Origin of the sequence: Intestinimonas sp., assembly GCF_026169115.1 — a bacterium.
Taxonomy (GTDB): Bacteria; Bacillota; Clostridia; order Oscillospirales; family Oscillospiraceae; genus Intestinimonas.
On the sequence record NZ_JAPFEA010000086.1, the window covers coordinates 1 to 20,438 of the forward strand.

Annotated in this window: 18 protein-coding genes; 12 read left to right on the forward strand and 6 right to left on the reverse strand. The window is 65.0% G+C overall.

Translation table 11 applies throughout. From position 1 onward, the window contains the following. On the forward strand, nt 1-1,768 hold a 1,768-nt coding region (ppdK, locus tag Q0Y09_RS07695), incomplete at its 5' end, for a pyruvate, phosphate dikinase (RefSeq protein WP_297720007.1). A 113-nt stretch (nt 1,769-1,881) separates the two neighbouring features. On the opposite strand, the gene Q0Y09_RS07700 is transcribed toward ppdK, so the two are convergent. Both Q0Y09_RS07700 and Q0Y09_RS07705 read right to left on the reverse strand, forming a co-directional pair. Continuing rightward, nucleotides 1,882-2,961: an FUSC family protein gene (locus Q0Y09_RS07700; protein WP_297720047.1), complete on the reverse strand. Its 1,080-nt coding sequence runs from the start codon at nt 2,959-2,961 to the stop codon at nt 1,882-1,884. Next, nucleotides 2,948-3,394, reverse strand: coding sequence for a helix-turn-helix domain-containing protein (locus tag Q0Y09_RS07705; protein ID WP_297720009.1), 447 nt, complete (start codon nt 3,392-3,394; stop codon nt 2,948-2,950). The genes Q0Y09_RS07700 and Q0Y09_RS07705 overlap by 14 nt, the downstream gene beginning before the upstream one ends. A 231-nt stretch (nt 3,395-3,625) precedes the next feature. Here Q0Y09_RS07705 and Q0Y09_RS07710 point away from each other — a divergent pair, with 231 nt between their 5' ends. Next, entirely contained in the window at nt 3,626-4,507 is an 882-nt protein-coding gene (locus Q0Y09_RS07710; protein WP_297720011.1) for a hypothetical protein, read from the forward strand. A gap of 201 nt (nt 4,508-4,708) precedes the next feature. Here Q0Y09_RS07710 and Q0Y09_RS07715 read toward each other — a convergent pair whose 3' ends face one another. Then, nucleotides 4,709-5,539 carry a YihY/virulence factor BrkB family protein gene (locus tag Q0Y09_RS07715; RefSeq protein WP_297720013.1) on the reverse strand — a complete coding sequence of 277 codons (831 nt, stop codon included), beginning with the start codon at nt 5,537-5,539 and terminating at the stop codon, nt 4,709-4,711. Nucleotides 5,540-5,685: 146 nt separating this feature from the next. On the opposite strand from Q0Y09_RS07715, the gene spoIIP reads away from it, so the two are divergent. Then, a complete protein-coding gene (gene spoIIP / locus Q0Y09_RS07720; RefSeq protein WP_297720015.1) occupies nt 5,686-6,834 on the forward strand; it encodes a stage II sporulation protein P in 1,149 nt (382 codons plus the stop codon). Between the two features lie 520 nt (nt 6,835-7,354). Here spoIIP and Q0Y09_RS07725 read toward each other — a convergent pair. Then, the gene (locus tag Q0Y09_RS07725) at nt 7,355-7,705 is read right to left on the reverse strand and encodes a branched-chain amino acid transporter permease (RefSeq protein WP_297720017.1); all 351 of its coding nucleotides are present in this window, start codon (nt 7,703-7,705) and stop codon (nt 7,355-7,357) included. A 1-nt stretch (nt 7,706) separates the two neighbouring features. Further along, nucleotides 7,707-8,417 carry an AzlC family ABC transporter permease gene (locus Q0Y09_RS07730; protein ID WP_297720019.1) on the reverse strand — a complete coding sequence of 237 codons (711 nt, stop codon included), beginning with the start codon at nt 8,415-8,417 and terminating at the stop codon, nt 7,707-7,709. 165 nt (nt 8,418-8,582) lie between these two features. Between Q0Y09_RS07730 and Q0Y09_RS07735 the strand changes: the two genes are divergently transcribed. Further along, nucleotides 8,583-9,476: a diacylglycerol kinase family protein gene (locus Q0Y09_RS07735; RefSeq protein WP_297720021.1), complete on the forward strand. Its 894-nt coding sequence runs from the start codon at nt 8,583-8,585 to the stop codon at nt 9,474-9,476. Nucleotides 9,477-9,986: 510 nt separating this feature from the next. Here the strand turns inward: Q0Y09_RS07735 and Q0Y09_RS07740 are convergent. After that, on the reverse strand, nt 9,987-11,051 hold the full coding sequence (locus tag Q0Y09_RS07740; protein WP_297720023.1) for a branched-chain amino acid aminotransferase: 1,065 nt from the start codon (nt 11,049-11,051) through the stop codon (nt 9,987-9,989). Nucleotides 11,052-11,442: 391 nt separating this feature from the next. Between Q0Y09_RS07740 and Q0Y09_RS07745 the strand changes: the two genes are divergently transcribed. The 8 genes from Q0Y09_RS07745 to ftsH all read left to right on the forward strand — a co-directional run bounded on the left by Q0Y09_RS07745 (nt 11,443) and on the right by ftsH (nt 20,314). Then, complete coding sequence (locus Q0Y09_RS07745; RefSeq protein ID WP_297720025.1) at nt 11,443-13,455, forward strand: DHH family phosphoesterase; 2,013 nt, start codon at nt 11,443-11,445, stop codon at nt 13,453-13,455. A 100-nt stretch (nt 13,456-13,555) separates the two neighbouring features. Next, nucleotides 13,556-13,678 carry a hypothetical protein gene (locus Q0Y09_RS07750; protein ID WP_297720027.1) on the forward strand — a complete coding sequence of 41 codons (123 nt, stop codon included), beginning with the start codon at nt 13,556-13,558 and terminating at the stop codon, nt 13,676-13,678. A gap of 25 nt (nt 13,679-13,703) precedes the next feature. Continuing rightward, the gene (locus tag Q0Y09_RS07755) at nt 13,704-14,489 is read left to right on the forward strand and encodes a hypothetical protein (protein WP_297720029.1); all 786 of its coding nucleotides are present in this window, start codon (nt 13,704-13,706) and stop codon (nt 14,487-14,489) included. Nucleotides 14,490-14,518: 29 nt separating this feature from the next. After that, nucleotides 14,519-14,965 (forward strand): 50S ribosomal protein L9, encoded by a 447-nt coding sequence (rplI, locus tag Q0Y09_RS07760; RefSeq protein WP_297720031.1) that lies wholly within the window; start codon nt 14,519-14,521, stop codon nt 14,963-14,965. A 78-nt stretch (nt 14,966-15,043) separates the two neighbouring features. After that, nucleotides 15,044-16,399, forward strand: coding sequence for a replicative DNA helicase (gene dnaB / locus Q0Y09_RS07765; RefSeq protein WP_297720033.1), 1,356 nt, complete (start codon nt 15,044-15,046; stop codon nt 16,397-16,399). Between the two features lie 2 nt (nt 16,400-16,401). Next, nucleotides 16,402-17,787 (forward strand): tRNA lysidine(34) synthetase TilS, encoded by a 1,386-nt coding sequence (gene tilS / locus Q0Y09_RS07770; protein WP_297720035.1) that lies wholly within the window; start codon nt 16,402-16,404, stop codon nt 17,785-17,787. Nucleotides 17,788-17,836: 49 nt separating this feature from the next. Beyond that, entirely contained in the window at nt 17,837-18,382 is a 546-nt protein-coding gene (gene hpt / locus Q0Y09_RS07775; RefSeq protein ID WP_297720037.1) for a hypoxanthine phosphoribosyltransferase, read from the forward strand. 120 nt (nt 18,383-18,502) lie between these two features. Next, complete coding sequence (gene ftsH / locus Q0Y09_RS07780) at nt 18,503-20,314, forward strand: ATP-dependent zinc metalloprotease FtsH (RefSeq protein ID WP_297720049.1); 1,812 nt, start codon at nt 18,503-18,505, stop codon at nt 20,312-20,314. Nucleotides 20,315-20,438: the final 124 nt, after the last annotated feature.

The following is a 20,438-nucleotide window of genomic DNA, read 5'->3' on the forward strand; positions in this document are numbered from 1 at the left end:
CCAGACCATCGACCAGCTGCGGGACGTCATGCCCGAGGTGTATGAACAGTTTGCCGCTATCGCGGAAAAACTGGAAAAACACTACAACGACATGCAGGACATGGAGTTCACCATCGAGGATGGCAAGCTCTACATGCTCCAGACCCGCAACGGCAAGCGCACCGCCGCCGCCGCCCTGAAGGTGGCCGTGGACCTGGTGGACGAGGGCATGATCGACGAGAAGGAGGCCGTGTGCCGCGTGGAGCCCAAGCAGCTCGACGCTCTGCTCCACCCCACCTTTGACGCCGAGGCCCTGAAGAAGGCCGCCGTGGTGGGCAAGGGCCTGGCCGCCTCTCCCGGCGCCGCCTGCGGCCGCGTGGTCTTCACCGCTGAGGAGGCCAAGGAGTGGGCCGCCCGCGGCGAGAAGGTGGTCCTGGTCCGTCTGGAGACCTCTCCCGAGGACATCGAGGGCATGCAGGTCGCTCAGGGCATCCTCACCGTCCGCGGCGGCATGACCTCTCACGCCGCCGTGGTGGCCCGCGGCATGGGCACCTGCTGCGTGTCCGGCTGCGGCGACATCGTGGTGGACTATGCCGCCAAGCAGTTCACCCTGGGCGGCAAGACCTACAAGGAGGGCGACTGGATCAGCCTGGACGGCTCCACCGGCAACATCTACGGTGAGGCCGTGGCCACCGTGCCCGCCGATCCCGGCTCCGGCTACTTTGGCCGCCTGATGGGCTGGGCCGACAAGTACCGCCAGCTGGGCGTCTACACCAACGCCGACACCCCCCGGGACGCCAAGCAGGCCGTGACCTTCGGCGCCGAGGGCATCGGTCTGGTCCGCACCGAGCATATGTTCTTCGAGGGCGACCGCATCAAGGCCGTCCGTGAGATGATCGTGGCCGAGAACACCGAGGAGCGCAAGAAGGCCCTGGCCAAGCTGCTGCCCTACCAGCAGGGCGACTTCGAGGGCATCTACGAGGTCATGGGCGAGCGCCCGGTGGTCGTCCGCTACCTGGATCCCCCGCTCCACGAGTTCCTGCCCAGCAAGCCCGAGGACATCGCCGAGCTGGCCGCCGACATGGGCATCACCACCGAGCGGCTCAACGAGGTCGTGGCCGCCCTCCACGAGGTCAACCCCATGATGGGCTTCCGCGGCTGCCGCCTGGCCGTGGCCTATCCTGAGATCGCCGAGATGCAGACCACCGCTGTCATCAGCGCCGCCATCAACGTGACCAAGAAGGGCCAGTACACCATCAAGCCCGAGATCATGATCCCCCTGACCACCGACATCAAGGAGATGAAGTACGTCAAGGAGATCGTGGTGAGCACCGCCGACAAGCTCATCGCCGAGTCCGGCATCGACCTCAAGTACGAGGTGGGCACCATGATCGAGAACCCCCGCGCCGCCCTGCTGGCCGATGAGATCGCCGCCGAGGCCGAGTTCTTCTCCTTCGGCACCAACGACCTCACCCAGCTGACCTTCGGCTTCAGCCGTGACGACGCCGGCAAGTTCCTGGGCTACTACTACGACAAGAAGATCTACGAGTCCGATCCCTTCGCCCACCTGGACCAGAACGGCGTGGGCAAGCTGGTGGAGAACGGCGTCAAGCTGGGCAAGTCCGTCCAGCCCGAGATGCACATGGGCATCTGCGGCGAGCACGGCGGCGACCCCACCTCCGTGGAGTTCTGCCACAAGGTGGGCCTCAGCTACGTCTCCTGCTCTCCCTTCCGTGTGCCCATCGCCCGTCTGGCCGCCGCTCAGGCTGCCATCAAGAACCCCCGGTAAGCGGGCGCATCCAAACGACATGCCTGACCTGACGCCGTCGGGTCCGGGCTGAAAAAGAATCCCCGTACCTTCCCACTCGGGAAGGTACGGGGATTTTTGTGTCAGGAGAGGTTTTATTGGCCGGACGGTACGTCGTCCTTCCTGCCGGACAGGAGCCGACGCCCCGCCAGATGGTGGAACAGGAGGGAGAAGACCAGGCCGAAGGTCACGCCCAGGAGGGTATCCGCGATCCGGAGGAGCACCGCGCCGTGCAGCCCGTAGAGCCCGGCGCCCAGCATGAGGGCCCCCAGGCAGTTCATGGCCGTCTTGTACCGGTAATCAGCGCAGAAGCCCAGGCACAGACCGCCCAGAGGACCCATCAGGGGGTGGAGGGACTCGGGCATGAGCAGGTAGAGGGCGATGAACACGCAGGAGCCCGCGGCCACGCCTGCGATCCGCTGCCGGAAGCGGACGGAGGTGCGCTCGGAATAGGGGTACTCCGAGAGCAGCGACGAGCAGGCGAAGCCCATCCACATGAACCGCTCCACATGGAAGATCTGACCGGCGGTCATGACCAGACTCATGCCCAGGGCCAGGCGCAGCTGCCAGAGGTGGGTGGGGGAGGAGAGGTCGAACCTGCGGAGCACCTGGCTGAAACGGGTGGTCCTGTGGCAGTTCCGGTGCTTGACAAACAAAATCGCGCCGCAGATCAGATAGCCGGCCAGGGCCAGGAGCCCCCGGCGGAGCAGGGCCTCGCCAAACACGGGATTGCCGGTCAGATAGATGTAGGCAAAGCTGTAAAGGCCGCCGTTGCCCATTTCGGGCCGCTGGGCGGTCATACAGAGCAGGGCAAAGCAGGCCGCAAGGTGCAGCGGCAGCAGGAAAACCGGCGGGAGGGCCGCCGCCGCGCTGGGGGCCAGGACCAAAATGGCCAGCACCGCCGCCAGTGCGGCCAGGGAGTCCCCGATGCAATACTCAAAATTGACAAAGCGCAGGCCCAGCAGCATGCAGAACAGCACCACCGCCAGGGGGGCGTTGTCGTCGCCGAACAGACCGGAGAGCAGGCCGATGAACGCGACGGCAAAGACCACGATGAGCACGGCGCGCACGGCCATGGCGGACCAGTAATAGAGCCGTTCCCGCCGGGTGGCGCAGGCGGCGATCTTCCGTTTCAGGCTGGCGGGGTCCAGCTGAAGGGCGTCATAAAACTTCATTGTCACGGGTGGGGCACACTCCTTCCTCCAGGTGTGCGGCGAGCCTGTCTGCGGCGTCCATAAAATGCTCAAAATCCCTGCCGCAGCTGCGCCACAGGTCGTAAAAGGGCTGCAAGATGCGTTCATAGCCCTGCTTCAATTCGGCGAGGCCGGTCTTTGTGATAAACAGCCGGTAGCTCCGCTCATCCGCCGTCTGGCGCTCCTTGCGGATGCAGTCCTTTTCAGAAAGGGCCTTCAGGCAGCGGCTTACCGCTTCTTTTTTCATGCCGCTGTTCTGACTGAGCAGGATGGGGGTGTTCTGCTCCGGCTGCAGGTACAGATGGGCCAGCAGCTCACATTCGCTGGCCGTCAGCATCGACGTTCGGACGGGCAGCAGCGCCCGTATGATCTTCTGCATCTGCTGCTGGAAGTGCATCATGTCTGTCCATTCCATGGCCCTCGCCTCCTTTCCCGGCGCATAGACAGCCATATAGTTAACAAAGTTAATTATATCGGAGACGGAGGGCCCTGTCAACCGCCCGGCGCAAAACACCTCCGGCCCAGTCCGTGGGCGGCTGGACCGCGGGGGAAACAAAAGGCAAAGACGATGCAGCCAGCATATTTTTTCCGGGGGAGGATTGTGCTATGATTCTTTTAGAAACACAAAGCAAGGAGGAACGGAACCATGAAAAAACGCATTTTGTCCCTGGCCCTGGCCGGTGTGCTGTGCCTGAGCACCGCCGCGCCGGCCCTGGCCGCCGGGCTGGACCAGTTCGGCAAGGTGAACACCTACGCCGCCGGGCAGTTTGCCGATGTTCCCGCCGACGCCTGGTATGCCGCCCTGCCCGACAAGGAGGGTAGCCAGGCAGGGGATGTCTATACCATTCCTGTCACAACATCCACGGAAAAGGTCATTGCCAATGATATGAAGTTTAAGACTCTGGGTGACGGAACGCTGAGATCCTACAGCGGAGATTTGACCTATAACAAGGCCACCAGCGTCCTTCACTGGCAGGGTGAAGACTGGAACTACAAAAGGGCGGTTGCCCCCGTTATCGCCCCCAAAATCGAGGGCTACATGGAGCAGCAGGGCGTGAAGCTCTACAGCCAGATGGGCAAGCCGGACTATGTCTACTACGAGGACTATAACTGGGTCCCCAACTTCGGCGCTCTCTATGGTGTGACATTGAAGGAGTATAGTCCCATGGGACCCTATAAGGATAACTCTCTCCTCTCCGATGAAATGAATGAGCTTCTGGAACAGGCATTTGGCGGCTACATACCGATTGCTACCTATTACTACAACGCCGCCGATGTCACTGAGGCTCTGGGGAGCGTCTTCCCCGCCCGGCTGAACTCCAATGTGTTCGATCAGTTCATTGAGGCGCTGAAGGACTGTGATTTTGAGCGCACCACCTACCGGACTATAGAGGGAAAGCTGGAGGTGGGCTACAAGGGTCACAACCTGCTGGTCACCATGGGCGTGAACCACGTTGACTACGCATATGCGCCTTCCGGCGATGGAAACGATACCATTGCAATCAACATCCAGACAAGCTATGATTGATTTCCGAACCAGGGATGGAAAGAGGCCGGCGCGACTTCTGTCGCGCCGGCCTTGCTGCGTATGAGGACCGGGGAAACGGATCCTTCGCTGCGCTCAGGATGACGTGAGGGAGGTGTGGGGCGCGCCAAACTACGTTCCGTTTTCTGTCATTCTGAGGCCACAGGCCGAAGAATCCGTCCCCTCCCCTTCCGGTACCGTCCCTCAGCGCCTGTTCCGCTTGTACCAGACGTAGTTGAACACGTTGCCCAGGATGAGGATGTTCCCGCACAGGTAGAGCCACACCAGCAGGATGATGACCGAGGCCAGGGACCCGTAGACCAGGGAGTACCGGGACGATAGGCCGATGAACCAGGAGAAGAGCATGGAGGCGGCCACCAGGGCCGCCGCGGCCAGGACGCCGCCGGTGAGGATGGGGGGGCGGGAGACGCCCCTGGGGGCGGAGAGCCGGTAGACCAGCAGCACAAAGAGGAGGACCAGACAGAAGAGAAGGAAAAAGCGCAGGGACTGCCAGCTGCCCACCAACTGGGCGATCCAGGCAAAGCGCCGCTCCACCAGATGGAGGAACCAGCTGCCGGTGAGGAGGACGGCGATGGAGAGGTAGATGGTCACCAGAAAGAGGACGGAAAAGAGGACGCTGGCCGCCACCTGCCCCACCCCGCGGTAGGTGGGCCGCTCATAGATGTCGGCCATGATATTCATGAGGGCCCGGAAGGCCGCCGAGGCCGAGAAAAGGACCATGGTGATCCCGGCCAGAAGCATGGCGTTGGACTGGTTGATGGAGATGTAGCCGATGTAGTCCCCCAGGATGGGGAGGACCTCCGCGGGCAGGATGCCTTCCGCCGCCTCCACCACCAGGTTCACGTCCAGCCGCAGCAGGCCCACAAAGGCGTTGATGCAGATGAGGACGGGGAAAAAGCTGAGGATCAGGAAGTAGGCCAGCTCCGCCGCCGAGCGGGAGACCCGCCGGTCAAAGTACACCTCCACCATCTCCCGGATAAAACGCACCCCGGAGGACTCCCACACCATCCGCATCTCCTCACCCGCCTTTCGTCTGTGTTCACCCAGTATACCACAGCAGGGCGGGATTTCAAGGGCGTTTTCGTCGCTTTTCCGGGCACATAGACTGGGTGCGGCGGGCATAGACTCTCCAGGAAACGAAAGAAAGGACGGGGTGCGACATGGAAAAGGGACAAGTCCGGTGGACGAGGCTGGTGCGGAGGGGGGTGGCCCTCTTTCTGGCCACGGTGACGGTGTGGGTGCTCGCCCTGACCGCCGACATGGGGGCGGCGGCGGAGGCCATCCGCACCCTGGCGGAGAGCCCCGCCTTTGTATCGGCGGCCCTGCAGGCCGAGCTGGGCGACCTGCCGGAGGAGGAGGGCGGGCTGACCGGCTGGCCCAAGCTGGTGCTGAACCAGTCCCCCGCCCTCTCTGCCGGGGTGGGGCGGGTGGAACCGGCGGAGGACGGCCCGGGGGAGCACCGGCCCGCCGGCGAGCCGGACGACCCGGAGGACCCGGAGCGGCTCCCCCAGGTCACCACGGCCCCGGAGGACATCGTGGGCAAGACCCTGCTCCCCACCAGCGGCAGCGGCTACGACTCCGCCCAGGGGGTCTACATCGAGAACCGGCCCAAGCTGCCGCTGGACGTGGCCGCCCTGGCCCAGGCCAGGCTCACCCTGACCATTCCCCAGGAGGGGCCCCAGGTCCTCATCGTCCACACCCACGGCAGCGAGGCGTACACCCCAGATGGGACCGACACCTACACGGCCACCGGGGAGTGCCGCACCACCGACACCGGCAAGAGCGTGGTGCGGGTGGGGGACGAGATCGCCAAGGTCCTCACCGAGATGGGCCTCACCGTGGTCCACGACACCGCCCTCTACGACTACCCGGAGTACAACGGCTCCTATGACCGCTCCCTGGCGGCGGTGGAGCGGTGGCTGGAGCAGTACCCCACCATCCGGGTGGTGCTGGACGTCCACCGGGACGCCCTCATCGGTGCGGACGGCACCGTCTACAAGCCCATCACCACCATCAATGGGGAGAAGTGCGCCCAGGTCATGCTGGTCATGGGCTCCAACGCCCTCTATGACCATCCGGGCTGGTTGGAAAACCTGGCCCTGGCGGTGCAGGTCCAGAAGGAGATGAACACCCTCTGGCCCACCCTGGCCCGGCCCATCGGGCTCCGGGAAAACCGCTACAACCAGCAGACCGCCCCCGGCGCCATGCTGGTGGAGGTGGGCAGCCACGGCAACACCCTCCAGGAGGCTCTGGCCGCCGGGCGCATGTTTGCCCGTGCGCTGGGGGCCGTGCTGCTGGAGTACCGGTGAGGGCGGCGTGTATGCTGCCCCTACGAAGCTACCGCAGCGTTGGCGTAGGGGCCGATGTCCCCATCGGCCCGGCGGTCCCATGTGGGCGGCCACAGGCCGCCCCTACGGAAAACGCTGCGGTCATGGGGTAGGGGCGGCCTGCGGCCGCCCGCAGACCGGCATGGTCTGTATCCTGGCCGTCCCCTCATCCGTCTGGCCTTCGGCCAGCCACCTTCCCCCCTATGGGGGGAAGGTTTGCGTACCCCGGACCTTCCCCCTTGAAGGGGGAAGGTGCCCCAGTGGGCACACTGGGGCGGATGAGGGTGGGCATCGGGCGTGGTTTGGCGCGTAGGGGCGGCAATCTGCCGCCCGCGTCGTCCTGAGCGGAGCGAAGGACCCGTTTCCCCCGTCCTGTTCCGTGATGGAAGGACTCCCTCAGTCACCTGCGGTGACAGCTCCCTCAAAGAGGGAGCCAACGGATCCTTCGGCCTGCGGCCTCAGAATGACGAGAAAAATACCTCAGAATGACGGGGAGCGGGGACTAAAAAACGGCCTGGACCAGCACCATATAGAGGATGGTGCCGCCGAAGATGCTCAGCAGGTTGTTGTGCTTCCAGAGGTGGAGGACCACCACCACGGCGGCGGCGATGAGTTGGGGGGCCCAGCCGGCGAAGGCGGCTAGGTCGGGGCCGAAGCCGAATTGGGTGTTTCTCAGGCAGTAGACGATGAGCATGGCGATGACGGCGGGGGGCAGGACCCGGCCCAGGTAGAGGACCACCTTGGGGGGCGTGCCGCCCCGGTCAAAGAGGAGGAAGGGCAGGGCCCGTGTGAGAAAGGTGACCAGGGCCATGACAATAATGGCGGCGATGGCCTGTCCGGTGGTGAGGGGCATGTCAGACTTCCTCCTTTCGGGGCTGCTCCGCCCGGACGTCCAGACGGACCCGGAGAAAGAGCAGGATGACGACGATGGCGCACAGGGCGGGGATGAGCATGGAGTCCGGCCCCAGCAGGACCAGGGAGACCACCGTGACGCCGAAGCCCAGCAGGGCGGGCAGGTGGGCGCGGTAGGTGTCCCACTGGTCCACGGCGATGACGATGAAAAGGGCGGTCATGGCAAAGTCGATGCCGGTGGTGTCGAAGCCCAGCAGGGCCCCCGCCACGCTGCCGAGCACCGACCCGGCGATCCAGTAGCAGTGGTCCAGCACGGCGATGGCGAAGTAATAGGCGTGGGGGTCCACCCGCTCGGGTACACGGGCCGAGGAGAGCAGGGCGTAGGTCTCGTCGGTGAGGGAGAAGATCATATAGAGCTTCCGGATGCCCATGCCCTTGAACTTTTCGAGCATGCTCAGCCCGTAGACCAGATGGCGGAAGTTGATGATGAAGGTCAAGAGGGCCACGCTGCCCAGGGCGGCGGCGGAACCCAGCAGCTCTACCCCCAGGTACTGCCCCGACCCGGCGTAAATGGTGAGGGACATGAAGAAGGCCCAGATGAAATTGTATCCAATGGCCTCCAGCATGAGCCCGAAGGCCATACCGATGGCCAGATAGCCCATGAGCACCGGCACAGTGGCCGGGAAGGCGGCGCGGAAGGCGCGGCGATACATGAAAAACACTCCCTTGTGACGGCTTGTCTGAACAGTAGTTTAGACTGCTGTGCATAAAAATGCAAGTATATCCCACAGCTTTTGTTCACAAAATCTGACTTGTCTTTTGGGGCGGGCTTGTATCATAATGTAAGGCAGATCAAACCCATCGGAGGAACACAAGGAATGAAACGACTGCTCTTTATCTACAACCCTCAGGCCGGAAAGGGCCTCATCAAGTCCCATCTGGCCAACGTGGTGGACCTCTTCACCAAGGCGGGCTATCTGGTGACGGTGTGGCCCACCCAGGGCAAGGCGGACGCCGCCCGTGTGGCGGCCCGGCAGGGCTGGTGGTACGACCGGGTGGTCTGCTGCGGCGGGGACGGCACCCTCAGCGAGACGGTGTCGGGGCTTTTGACCCTGGACGCGCCGCCGGTGCTGGGCTATATCCCCGCCGGCACCACCAACGACTTCTCCAAGAACCTGGGTCTGCCCAGGGGGGTGGAAAAGGCGGCGGTCACGGCGGTGGAGGGGCCGCCCCGCCCCTGTGACATGGGGCGGTTCAACGACAAGACCTTCGTCTATGTGGCCGCCTTCGGTATCTTCACCGACGTGAGCTACGATACCCCCCAGGAGTTCAAAAACGCCTTCGGCCACCTGGCCTATGTGCTGGAGGGGGCCACCAAGCTGGGGGACCTGGGCCGGGGCTACCACCTGACGGTGGAGCACGACGGCGGCACCCTGGAGGGGGATTTCATCTACGGCATGGTCACCAACACCAATTCGGTGGGTGGCTTCAAGGTCTTCCCCTCCAACAAGGTCTCCCTGGACGACGGCGTCTTTGAAGTGGTGCTGGTCCGCCAGCCCAAAAATGTGGCCGATCTCCAGGCCGCCCTGGTGAGCCTGGTCCGCCAGAACCGGGAGGAGAGCCGCCAGGTGGCCGCCTTCCACACCCACCGCCTGAAGGTGACCGCCACCGAGCCCCTGCCCTGGACCCTGGACGGCGAGTACGGCGGCGACCCGGAGGTGGCCAAGATCGAAAACCTCAACAAGGCCATCACCCTGGTGTGGGGGAAGTGAGGTCCCCAACAGAGAACAGGGCGGCGCTGCGGGCGCGTCTGGGAAGCCGCGCCCCACAGATTCCCCGTCATTCGGAGGTATTTTTCTCGTCATTCTGAGGCCGCAGGCCGAAGAATCCGTCCCCTCTTTGAGGGACTGTTCCACCCCATAAAAGGACGGGGAGACGGATGCTTCGCTCCGCTCAGCATGACGGGGGGGCAGGCTTTATCGGGCGCGTCTGGGAAGCCGCGCCCCGCGGAATATAGCTCCCCCTGGACGGGGGAGCTGTCACCGCAGGTGACTGAGGGGGTGGGCAGGGTGTAGACCCCGCCGCGATACACGCCGGGCCGATGGGGGCATCGGCCCCTGCGCCAGCGCCGCGATAGCGTTGCAGGGGCGGCGATCCGCCGCCCGCAGACCTTTTTCCTCCCAGGGGGAAGGTTTTTGGGGGGAGCGCCCCACAAAAAAGGAATACGGTTTCCGGACAGAAAAAGGCCGCAGACCTTAGGTCTGCGGCCTTTTTGCATCCATTTACAGCCTGACCACCCAGCCGTAGGGGTCGGGCTGCTTCCCCCACTGGATACCGGTGAGGGTGTCATAGAGCTTCTGGGTGACGGGGCCGATCTCCCCGCCGTTGACCGCCACATGCCGGTCCTCCCAGCCCATCTCACCGATGGGGGAGACCACGGCGGCGGTGCCGGTGCCCCAGGCTTCCTCCAGCTTGCCGGCCTGGGCGGCGTCAAAGAGCTCCTGGGCGGTGATGAGCCGCTCCTCCACCTCGTAGCCCCAGCTCCGCAGCAGCTCCAGACAGGAGCGGCGGGTGATGCCGGGGAGGACCGAGCCGGTGAGCATGGGGGTGACGATCCTGCCGTCCAGCTTGAACATGACGTTCATGGAGCCCACTTCCTCAATGTACTTGCGGTGGACGCCGTCCAGCCACAGCACCTGGGCGTAGCCCTGGGCCTCGGCCCGCTCGCCGGCCCGGATGGAGGCGGCGTAGTTGCCGCCGCACTTGGTGTACCCGGTGCCGCCCTTGACGGCCCGGACGTCGTCGGACTCCACGTAGATCTTCACCGGGTTGATGCCCTCGGCGTAGTAGGCGCCCACGGGGCCGGTGATGATGCAGAAAAGATAGCTATGGGAGGCGTGGACCCCCAGATTGGGGTCGGTGGCGATGATGAAGGGCCGGATGTAGAGACTGGTGCCGGGGGCGTCGGGGACCCAGTCGGCGTCCACCCGCACCAGGGCCTTCACCGCCTCCACGAAGTCCTCCTCGGGGATGGGGGGGATGCACAGCCGCTCACAGGAGTCGTTGAGCCGACGGGCGTTGTCGATGGGGCGGAAGAGCTGCACGGCCCCTTCGGCGGTGCGGTAAGCCTTCAGCCCCTCGAAGACCTCCTGGGCATAGTGAAATACCATGGCGGAAGGGTCCAGCGTGAAGGGGGCGTAGGGTACGATCCGGGGGTCGTGCCAGCCCTGGCCCTTGTCATAGTTGAGCAGGAACATGTGGTCGGAAAAAACCCTGCCGAAGCCCAGGGTGTGGGCGTCGGGTCTGTCTGCGGGATGCTCGGTGCGCTGGATCTTGATCTCCTCCATGGTGGATGCCTCCCTAAAAATGCAGTGGGTCTCGCGGGGGACGGGCCGGAGCCCGCAGGTCTCGCCGGGACCGATATTGGTGCCATTATAGCAGGTTCAACACTTTAACGCAATAGAGAAAGTGACGGAAATCCACAGGTTTTTTCCCCGCCGCGCCGTCATCACAGCTCTGCGGGGGAAAATCTCCGGCGAGGGGGGAGAAAGCCTGTGCCGCCGCGCTTGTAATCCTGTGCCGCTTCTGCTATAATGTTGGGCACAGAATGAAACCGGATGGGATGCGGGAAATGGCTTACGGGGCCTGCCTGCGCTGTGGGCGCAAGGCCTTTGGGCGGAAGTGGCCCAGGAGGTCTTGCGCTTTCTGTATGCGCCCCCCCGCGTCCGTGAAGGAGGTGTGTCCTTGAAAAACAACAAGCTGTCCCGGCTGCTGGAGCCCAGTCTGGGGCTCTATCTAGCCTGTCTGGTTCTCTTCGCCCTGGCCTCGGCCCTCTTTTCCAGGCCGCTGGCGGTCATTGAGCTGGTGGTGGTGGTCATTCTCTACCTCTATCTCCGCCGCAGCAACAGCATCCGCAAGCGGGAGATGCTCCGATACATTGAGTCGGTCACCTCCAATATGAACGTGGCCACCCGGGACACCATGGTCAACTCCCCCCTGCCCATGGTCATTTTCCACCCGGACACGGACGAGATCATCTGGTCCAATGAGCGATTCCTCCAGCTCACTGACGGGCGGGAGCACCTCTTCGACACCACCCTTTCCGCCCTGGTGCCCGGCTTTGATACCCGCTGGCTCCTGGAGGGCAAGAGCGTCTGTCCCGGGGAGGTGGTGCTGGACGACCGGCGGTTCCTGGTCTACGGTTCCCTGGTCCGCTCTGAGGAGAAGCGGAGCCGGGCGGCCATGCTGGCCACCACCTACTGGGTGGAGATCACCGAGTACGCCCAGGTAAAGGAGGAGTTTTTCGCCTCTCAGCCTGTGGTGGCCATCCTGCTGCTGGACAACTACGAGGACGCCATGAAGAACACCGACGAGGCCGCCCGGGCCGCCCTGCGCAGCGAGATCGACAAGCGGCTCTCGGCCTGGGTCCACCCCACCGGCGGGCTCTTCCTCCGCTATGACCGGGACCGCTACCTCTTTGTCTTTGAGGAACGCTATCTCAAGCACTTCCAGGAGACCAAGTTCGACATCCTGGACGCCATCCACGACATTCCCCCCGCCGCCGCAGGGGCGGCGCCGGCCACCGTCTCCATCGGCGTGGGCAAGGACGCCCCCGACTTCCGGGAGCTCTTTGAGTACGCCTCCCTCTCCATCGAAATGGCCCTCTCCCGGGGCGGCGACCAGGCGGTGGTCAAAAACAAGTTCAACTTCGAGTTTTACGGCGGACGGAACAAGGAGATGGAAAAGCGCACCAAGGTCAAAAGCCGGGTCATGGCCAACGCCCTGGCCGAGCTGGTGGCCGACTCCTCCTATGTCTTCGTCATGGGCCACAAATTCCCCGACCTGGACTGCATCGGGGCCTGCGCCGGCGTGTGCGCCATCGCCCGGAAGAAGGGGGTCCCCGTGCGCATCATCAAGGAGGGGGGCAACAACCCCGCCGCCGACATGGCCGAAAAGCTCTCCCAGGTCCCGGAGTACAAGGACGGCTTCCTCTCCCCCCAGGACGCCATCGTCCTGGCCGACCCCCGGACCCTGCTGGTAGTGGTGGACACCAACCGCCCCGAGCAGGTCATGAGTCAGGACCTGCTGGAGTGCTGCACCCGGGTGGCCGTCATCGACCACCACCGCCGGGCGGCCTCCTATATCTCCAACGCCGCCCTCAATTTCCACGAGCCCTATGCCTCCTCGGCCAGTGAGCTGGTCACGGAGCTCCTCCAGTATATCCTGGAGCCCACCGACCTCCTCAAGATCGAGGCCGAAGCGGTGCTGGCCGGCATCGTGCTGGACACCAAGAACTTCACCATGCGCACCGGCACCCGGACCTTTGAGGCGGCGGCCTTCCTCCGCCGCTCGGGGGCCGACACCGGCGATGTGAAGAAGCTCTTCCAAAACGACCTGGCCGGGGTCATCTCCCGCTACGACATCATCCGCAACGCCCGGATGTACCACGGAGACATCGCCGTCACGGCGGTGGACCACCCGGTGGGCCGGGTCACCGCCGCCCAGGCCGCCGACGAGCTCCTCAACATCAGCGGCATCGACGCCTCCTTCGTCCTCTCGCCTGACGACGACGGGGAGCGGACCATCATCTCCGCCCGCAGCATGGGCAACACCAACGTGCAGGTGGTGCTGGAGAAGCTGGGGGGCGGCGGTAACGCCGCCACCGCCGGCGCCCAGGTGCCGAACCCGGACGTGAACGCAGTACTCCAGGACCTGCTCCGTGCCATTGACCAGTACTTCGAGGAGGACTGACCCGGCGGGCGGCGCTGCCGCCGCAAAATTCGGAGCGGAGCGGAGAATTTCCGCAGGGCGGATTCATTCCGCCCGAGGATGTGAGATCCCTGGGGCCCCCATGCGGCTTGCCGCATGGGGACGCAACGCCGCCACCGCCGGGGCGCAGGTGCCGAATCCGGATGTGAACGCCGTTTTGCAGGACCTTCTGCGTGCCATCGACCAGTATTTCGAGGAGGACTGAACCCAGCCGAAAGGGAGGTTTTTCTATGAAAGCGCCCATGTTCCGCTTGGCCCTCGCCGCCGCCCTGGTGTGTACCCTGACCGCCTGCGGCGGACAGACGACGGAGACCGGTTCCTCCCCTGCGACAGAGCCCGTTTCCGTCACGGAGACGGTCCCCGTTCAGGAGACATCTCCCGCCCCAGAGACGTCCCCCGCCGAGCCCCCTGTCCCCGACGCCCAGGCCGAGGAGCCCGTTCCCGATTTCCTCACGCCGGAGCAGCAGGACCTCTACCGCCGCGCCCGGATCGCCGCTGGCTTCCTCATGGGCTGCAACACCGTCAGTGTGGATCTGGACTTCCCCCTGATGGACGGCTCCGCCCCGGAGATCGAGACCTGGGAGACCGTTACGCTGGACAACGGCTGGACCTATCTCATTTCCGCCGGGCGCTACCAGCGGTGGGACGACTTTCAGGCCATGCTGGACGGTCTCTTCACCCGGGAGTACCAGGAGACCCTCCTGAATTTTGACAGCGGGACGGAGACCATCCCCCTGTTCACCGCGCTGGAGGACGGGCGCATGATCTATCTGGACGTCTCCCGCGGCAGCAACCTGGAGTATGACGTCTGCGGCCAGCCCGACAGCTTTGCGCTGGTGGAGGAGGGGGAGGACGAGATCGTCTTTGACCTCATCGGCCACTATGCCAGCCTGGAAGAGGCCGCCGAGGGCGACGGTGTTCCCCAGGCCACCGGTATTTATACCCAACACTATCCCATCCGCATGGAACGCACCGCCGATGGCTGGCGCTTTTCCGAGTTCCATGTGGCTTACTAAAAAATCATACCCTGAAAGGATGAATGACCATGAAAGTGATCTTATTGCAGGACGTGAAGGGCCAGGGCAAGAAGGGCCAGCTCATCGAGGCCAGCGACGGCTACGCCCGGAACTTCCTTCTTCCCCGGAAGCTGGCGGTGGCCGCCACCGCCGAGAACCTCAACACCATGAAGCAGCAGGAGAAGGCCAAGAAGGCACAGGAGGCCGCCGAGAAGGCGGAGGCCCAGGCCGTGGCCGAGCGGCTCAAGGGCATCGTGGTCAAGCTCACCGCCAAGGCGGGCGCCGGCGGGCGGCTGTTCGGCGCCGTGACCAGCAAGGAGATCTCCGACGCCCTCAAGGAGCAGTTTGGCCTGGACATCGCCAAGGCCAAGATCGTCCAGGACGAGCCCATCAAGAGCTTCGGCACCTACCAGCTCAAGTGCAAGCTGGGCTATGAGATCTCGGGCACCCTCACCGTGACGGTGGCCGAGGAGTAAGGCCGCCCCGCCGCGCCTGAACCTTCCCCCTCAGGGGGAAGCCCGTCAGAAAAAATCGCCCAGGAGAGGTGAACGAACATGGCCATGGACGAGGAACTGCTGACCCGGCAGATGCCCCACTCGGTGGAGGCTGAGCAGGCGGTGCTGGGCTCCATGCTCATCGACGAGCGGTGTATCCCTGCCGTCATTGAAAAGCTGCGGCCGGAGGACTTCTATCTCCGGCAGAACCGGGACATCTATGAGACCATCTACTCCATGTTCTCCCTCTCCGAGACGGTGGACCCGGTGACGGTGCTGGACAAGATGCGCCTGAACGGCGTCTTTGACGAGAACACCTCCCGGGCCTATATCCTCCAGCTCATGGAGGTCACCCCCACCGCCGCCAACGTGGGGGAGTATATGGACATCGTCAAGGACAAGTCCCTCCTCCGGCGCATCGCCGAGACGGCGGGGGACCTGACCGCCATGGTCCAGGAGGGCACCGCCGCCGGACAGGAGGTGCTGGACGCCGCCGAGCAGCGGATCTACGCCATCCGCCAGGGCAGGGCCAGCCAGGGGCTCACCCCCCTCTCCTCCGTGGTGCTGGACGTGCTGGACCGGCTGGAGGAGCTCTCCAAGTCCGACTCCGCCGTGCCGGGGCTGTCCACCGGCCTGCCCGACGTGGACGCCGCCATCTCCGGACTCAACAACTCCGACCTCATCCTCTTAGCCGCCCGGCCCGGCATGGGCAAGACCTCCTTCGCCCTCAACGTCCTCCTCCAGGTGGGCAAATTCTCGGGCAAGACAGCCGTCTTTTTCTCCCTGGAGATGAGCCGGGAGCAGCTTTGTATGCGCCTTATTTCCAACGAGGCCTTTGTGGACAACAAAAAGCTGGTCACTGGCCGGCTCACCGACGAGGACTGGGACAAGGTGGCCCTGGCCGCCGCCGCCCTGGGCCGCTCCCGCATCCTCATCGACGACAACCCCTCCCTCTCGGTGGCCGATATGAACGCCAAGTGCCGCCGGGTGGAGGACCTGGGGCTGGTGGTCATCGACTACCTCCAGCTCATGCAGTCGGCGGGGGGGAAGCAGAAGTACGCCGGCGAGAACCGCCAGCAGGTGGTCTCCGACATTTCCAGGGCCCTGAAGATCATGGCCAAGGAGCTCAATGTGCCGGTAGTCTGTCTCTCCCAGCTCTCCCGTGGACCCGAGAGCCGCCAGGACAAGCGGCCCATGCTCTCCGACCTCCGGGAGTCGGGCGCCATAGAGCAGGACGCCGACATCGTCATGTTCCTCTACCGGGACGACTATTATAATGAGGACAGCGAGAGCCGCAACCTGGCCGAGTGCATCATCGCCAAGAACCGCCACGGCGAGACCCGGAAGGTAGAGCTCCAGTGGCTGCCCGAATACACCACCTTCTCCTCCATCGACCGGACCCATCAGGAGTACTGAATATGCTGAGCGAGACCCAAGCCCTCACAAGGGAATACGCCATGCTCGCCCCAGGGAGCCACATCCTCTGTGCCGTCTCCGGCGGGGCCGACTCGGTGTGCCTGCTCCACTGGCTCAGGACCCAGGCGGCGGAGCTGGGCTTCACCCTCACCGCCGCCCACTTCGATCACCGGCTCCGTGGGGCGGAATCAGACCGGGACGCCGCCTTCGTGCAGGGACTGTGCCGGGACTGGGGCATCCCCTGCGCCCTGGGCAGCGGGGACGTCGCCGGAGAGGCCGAGCGCCGGGGGACCGGCATCGAGGAGACTGCCCGGGCCCTGCGCTATGAGTTCCTGGAGCGGACGGCGGAGGAGCGCGGGGCGGGGCTCATCGCCACCGCCCACACCGCCAACGACAATGTGGAGACCATGCTCCTCCACCTCATCCGGGGGAGCGGCCTCCGGGGGCTGACCGGGATCCGCCCCCGGTGGGGGAACCTGATCCGCCCCCTTCTCACCACCACCCGGGCCCAGGTTCTGGCCTATCTGGAGGAACAGGGTCTCCCCCATGTGGAGGACAGCACCAACGCCGACACCACTTACGCCCGGAACCGGCTCCGCCGCCAGATCATCCCCCTGCTGGAGGAGCTCAACCCGGCCCTTATCCCGCGGCTTTCGGATACCGTGACCTATCTCCGGGCCGACAACGATTACCTCACGGCCCAGGCCCTGGCCGCCGTCCGGGAGGCGGAGCCCACCCCTGCCGGCGGTCTGGCTCTCCCCGCCGGATGGCTGGCCGACAGCCCCGACCCCGTGGCCGTCCGGGCGGTGGCCGCCCTCTTCGGGCGGCTGGGGGTCCACCAGTACCGCTCCGCCCATCTGCGGAGCGTGGTGGCCCTGGCCCGGAGCGGAGACCCCTCCGGCTCGGTGGACCTGCCCCACGGGCTCACGGCCCGGCGGGCCTACGGACTGCTGGTGCTGGAGCCGGCGGCAGCGGAGGGGGAGGAGGGCGGCTGGACGCCGGTCCCTCTGAACGTCCCCGGCAGGACCGAGCTGCCCCAGCTGGGCTGGCGGCTGGTCTGCCGGTACGCCGCCGCGCCCCCTGTGCCGCCGTCAGACCCCTTCCTCTGCTATCTGGACCCCGCCGCCCTGGACGGTCCCCTCACCGTCCGGCCCAGGGAGACGGGAGACGCCATCACCCTGCCGGGCCGGCCCCGGAAGAAGGTGAAAAAACTCCTCATCGACGCCAAGGTGCCCCGTCCGGACCGGGAGCGGCTCCTGGTGGTGGCCGACGACGCCGGTCCGGTGTGGCTGGGTGGCTTCGGCCCCGACGCCGCCCGCCTGGCCGCCCCCAACGCCCATGCCCTGGAGCTCCGGGCGGTCCCCCTCCTCCCGGGCGACTCTGTGTGAAAGCGCCCCGGTCCCGGGGCTTCATTCAAAAAAAGGAAGGATTGAGCTTATGCTGGAACAGGATATCGAACGGGTACTGTTCACCGAACAGGAATTGAAGGACCGGGTGGCCCAGATCGCCGCCCAGATCGACCAGGATTACGCCGGAAAGGAGCCCATGCTCATCAGCGTGCTCCGGGGGTCGTTCATCTTCATGGCCGACTTGGCCCGCTCCATCACCCTCCCCTGCACCGTGGACTTCATGGCCGTCTCCTCCTACGGCGCCGGCACCACCTCCTCCGGACAGGTGAAGATCACCAAGGACCTCTCTGAGAGCATCGAGGGCCGGGACATCATCGTGGTGGAGGACATTCTGGACAGCGGGAACACCCTCTCCTACCTCTTCCAGCTCCTCCAGGCCCGGCACCCCGCCTCCGTCCGGCTTTGTACTCTGCTGGATAAGCCCTCCCGCCGCACCAAGCCCATCACCGCCGACTACACCGGCTTTACCGTGGAGGACCTTTTTGTGGTGGGCTACGGCCTGGACTATGCCGAGAAGTACCGCAACCTGCCCTACATCGGGGTCCTCAAGCCGGCTGTCTATGAGAATGCCTGAGCGCGCCTCACTCCACATAAAGGACGTGGTTCACTCTTGAAAAAATTCACGCTGCGCGATGCGGCCTTTTACGCCCTCATCCTGGTGATTCTGGTGGGCACCCTGTGGACCCTCCAGAACATGAACGCCGGGGCGAAGCCCACCTACGCCCAGGTCCGCCGTGCCCTGGAGCAGCAGCAGGTGGAGAAGCTGATGGTGGACAAGAACAACACGCTCACCATGGTGCTCAAGGACGAGACCACCCTGACCTATGATCTCTACTCCTTTGAGCTCTTCTACCAGGACTTCAACGACACCGTCGTGAAGCAGTGGCGGGCGGGCATCATCACCGACTACGAGTACCCCGACGATCCCACCCCTTCCCCCTGGCTGTCCATGCTGCCCTACGCCGGGGTGCTGCTGGCCTTCGGCTTCATGTTCTACCTGATGTTCGTCCGCCAGAACGGCGCCGGCGGAGGCGACAAGACCGCCCGCTTTGGCCGGGCCAGGACCCGCACGCTGGAGGAGCAGGGAGAGAAAAAGGTCACCTTTGAGGACGTGGCCGGGGCCGACGAGGAGAAGGAGGAGCTCCAGGAGATCGTGGAATTTCTCCGGGACCCCAAGAAATTTGTGGCCCTGGGAGCCCGCATCCCCAAGGGCGTGCTGCTGGTGGGCCCGCCGGGCACCGGCAAGACCCTGCTGGCCCGGGCCGTGGCCGGGGAGGCCGGGGTCAACTTCCTGTCCATCTCCGGCTCCGACTTCGTGGAGCTCTACGTGGGCGTGGGCGCCAGCCGGGTCCGGGACCTCTTTGACCAGGCCAAGAAGGACTGTCCCGCCATCGTCTTCATTGACGAGATCGACGCCGTGGGACGCCAGCGGGGCGCCGGCCTGGGCGGCGGTCACGACGAGCGGGAGCAGACCCTCAACCAGCTCCTGGTGGAGATGGACGGCTTTTCCGCCAACGAGGGAGTCATCGTCCTGGCCGCCACCAACCGGGTGGACATCCTGGACCCCGCCCTCCTGCGCCCTGGCCGCTTCGACCGGCAGGTCTACGTGGGCTACCCCGATATGAAGGGCCGGGAGGCCATTTTGAAGGTCCACTGCCGGAAAAAGCCCCTGGCCGAGGATGTGGACCTCCACGAGGTGGCCAAGTCCACCGGCGGCTTCACCGGCGCTGACCTGGAAAACCTGATGAACGAGGCCGCCCTCCTGGCCGCCCGGAAGGACCAGCCCTTCATCACCCTCCCAGACATCCAGGACTCCGTTATCAAGGTCATCGCCGGCCCGGAGAAGCGGAGCAAGACCGTCATCGAGCGGGAGCGGAAGCTCACCGCCTACCATGAGGCCGGCCACGCCGTGGTGGGCCACGCCCTGGAGACCGCCGACCCTGTCCACCAGATCACCATCATCCCCCGTGGGGGCGCCGGCGGCATGACCATCTCCCTGCCCCAGGAGGACCGGGGCTACCAGTCCCGGCAGGAGCTCACCGAGCGGCTGTCCAGCCTGCTGGGCGGGCGCATGGCCGAGGAGCTGGTGCTGGGGGACATCTCCACCGGCGCCGGCAGCGACATCCGCCGGGCCACCGAGATCGCCCGGAACATGGTCACCCGGTACGGCATGAGCCAGCGCCTGGGCAACGTGGTCTTCGACTCCGGACACGACGAGGTCTTCATTGGCCGGAGCATGGCCCAGACCAAGAACTACTCCGAGGAAGTGGCCGCCATCATCGACGAGGAGGTCAAGTCCCTCATCGACAACGCCTATGCCCGCTGCCGCCGGATCCTCACCGAGCAGCGCCCCGCCCTGGAGCTGGTGGCCCGGTATCTGCTGGAGTTCGAGACCATGGACGCCGCCGCCTTCCAGCAGGTCTTCGACGACCCCGCCGCCGTGGAGGCCCGCCTGACCCAGGCCGGACAGAAGGCCGCCGGGGCGGACCCCGGTGAGACCGATTGACAGAAATCAGGACTGCAACAAGGCAAAAATCCCAGCCGCCGCCCGTTTGGGCGGCGGCTTTTTGCTATGCAAAAGCATAGCAAAACTGGCTATATACTGCTTTCCGCGTCACAGCCGTGAAAAT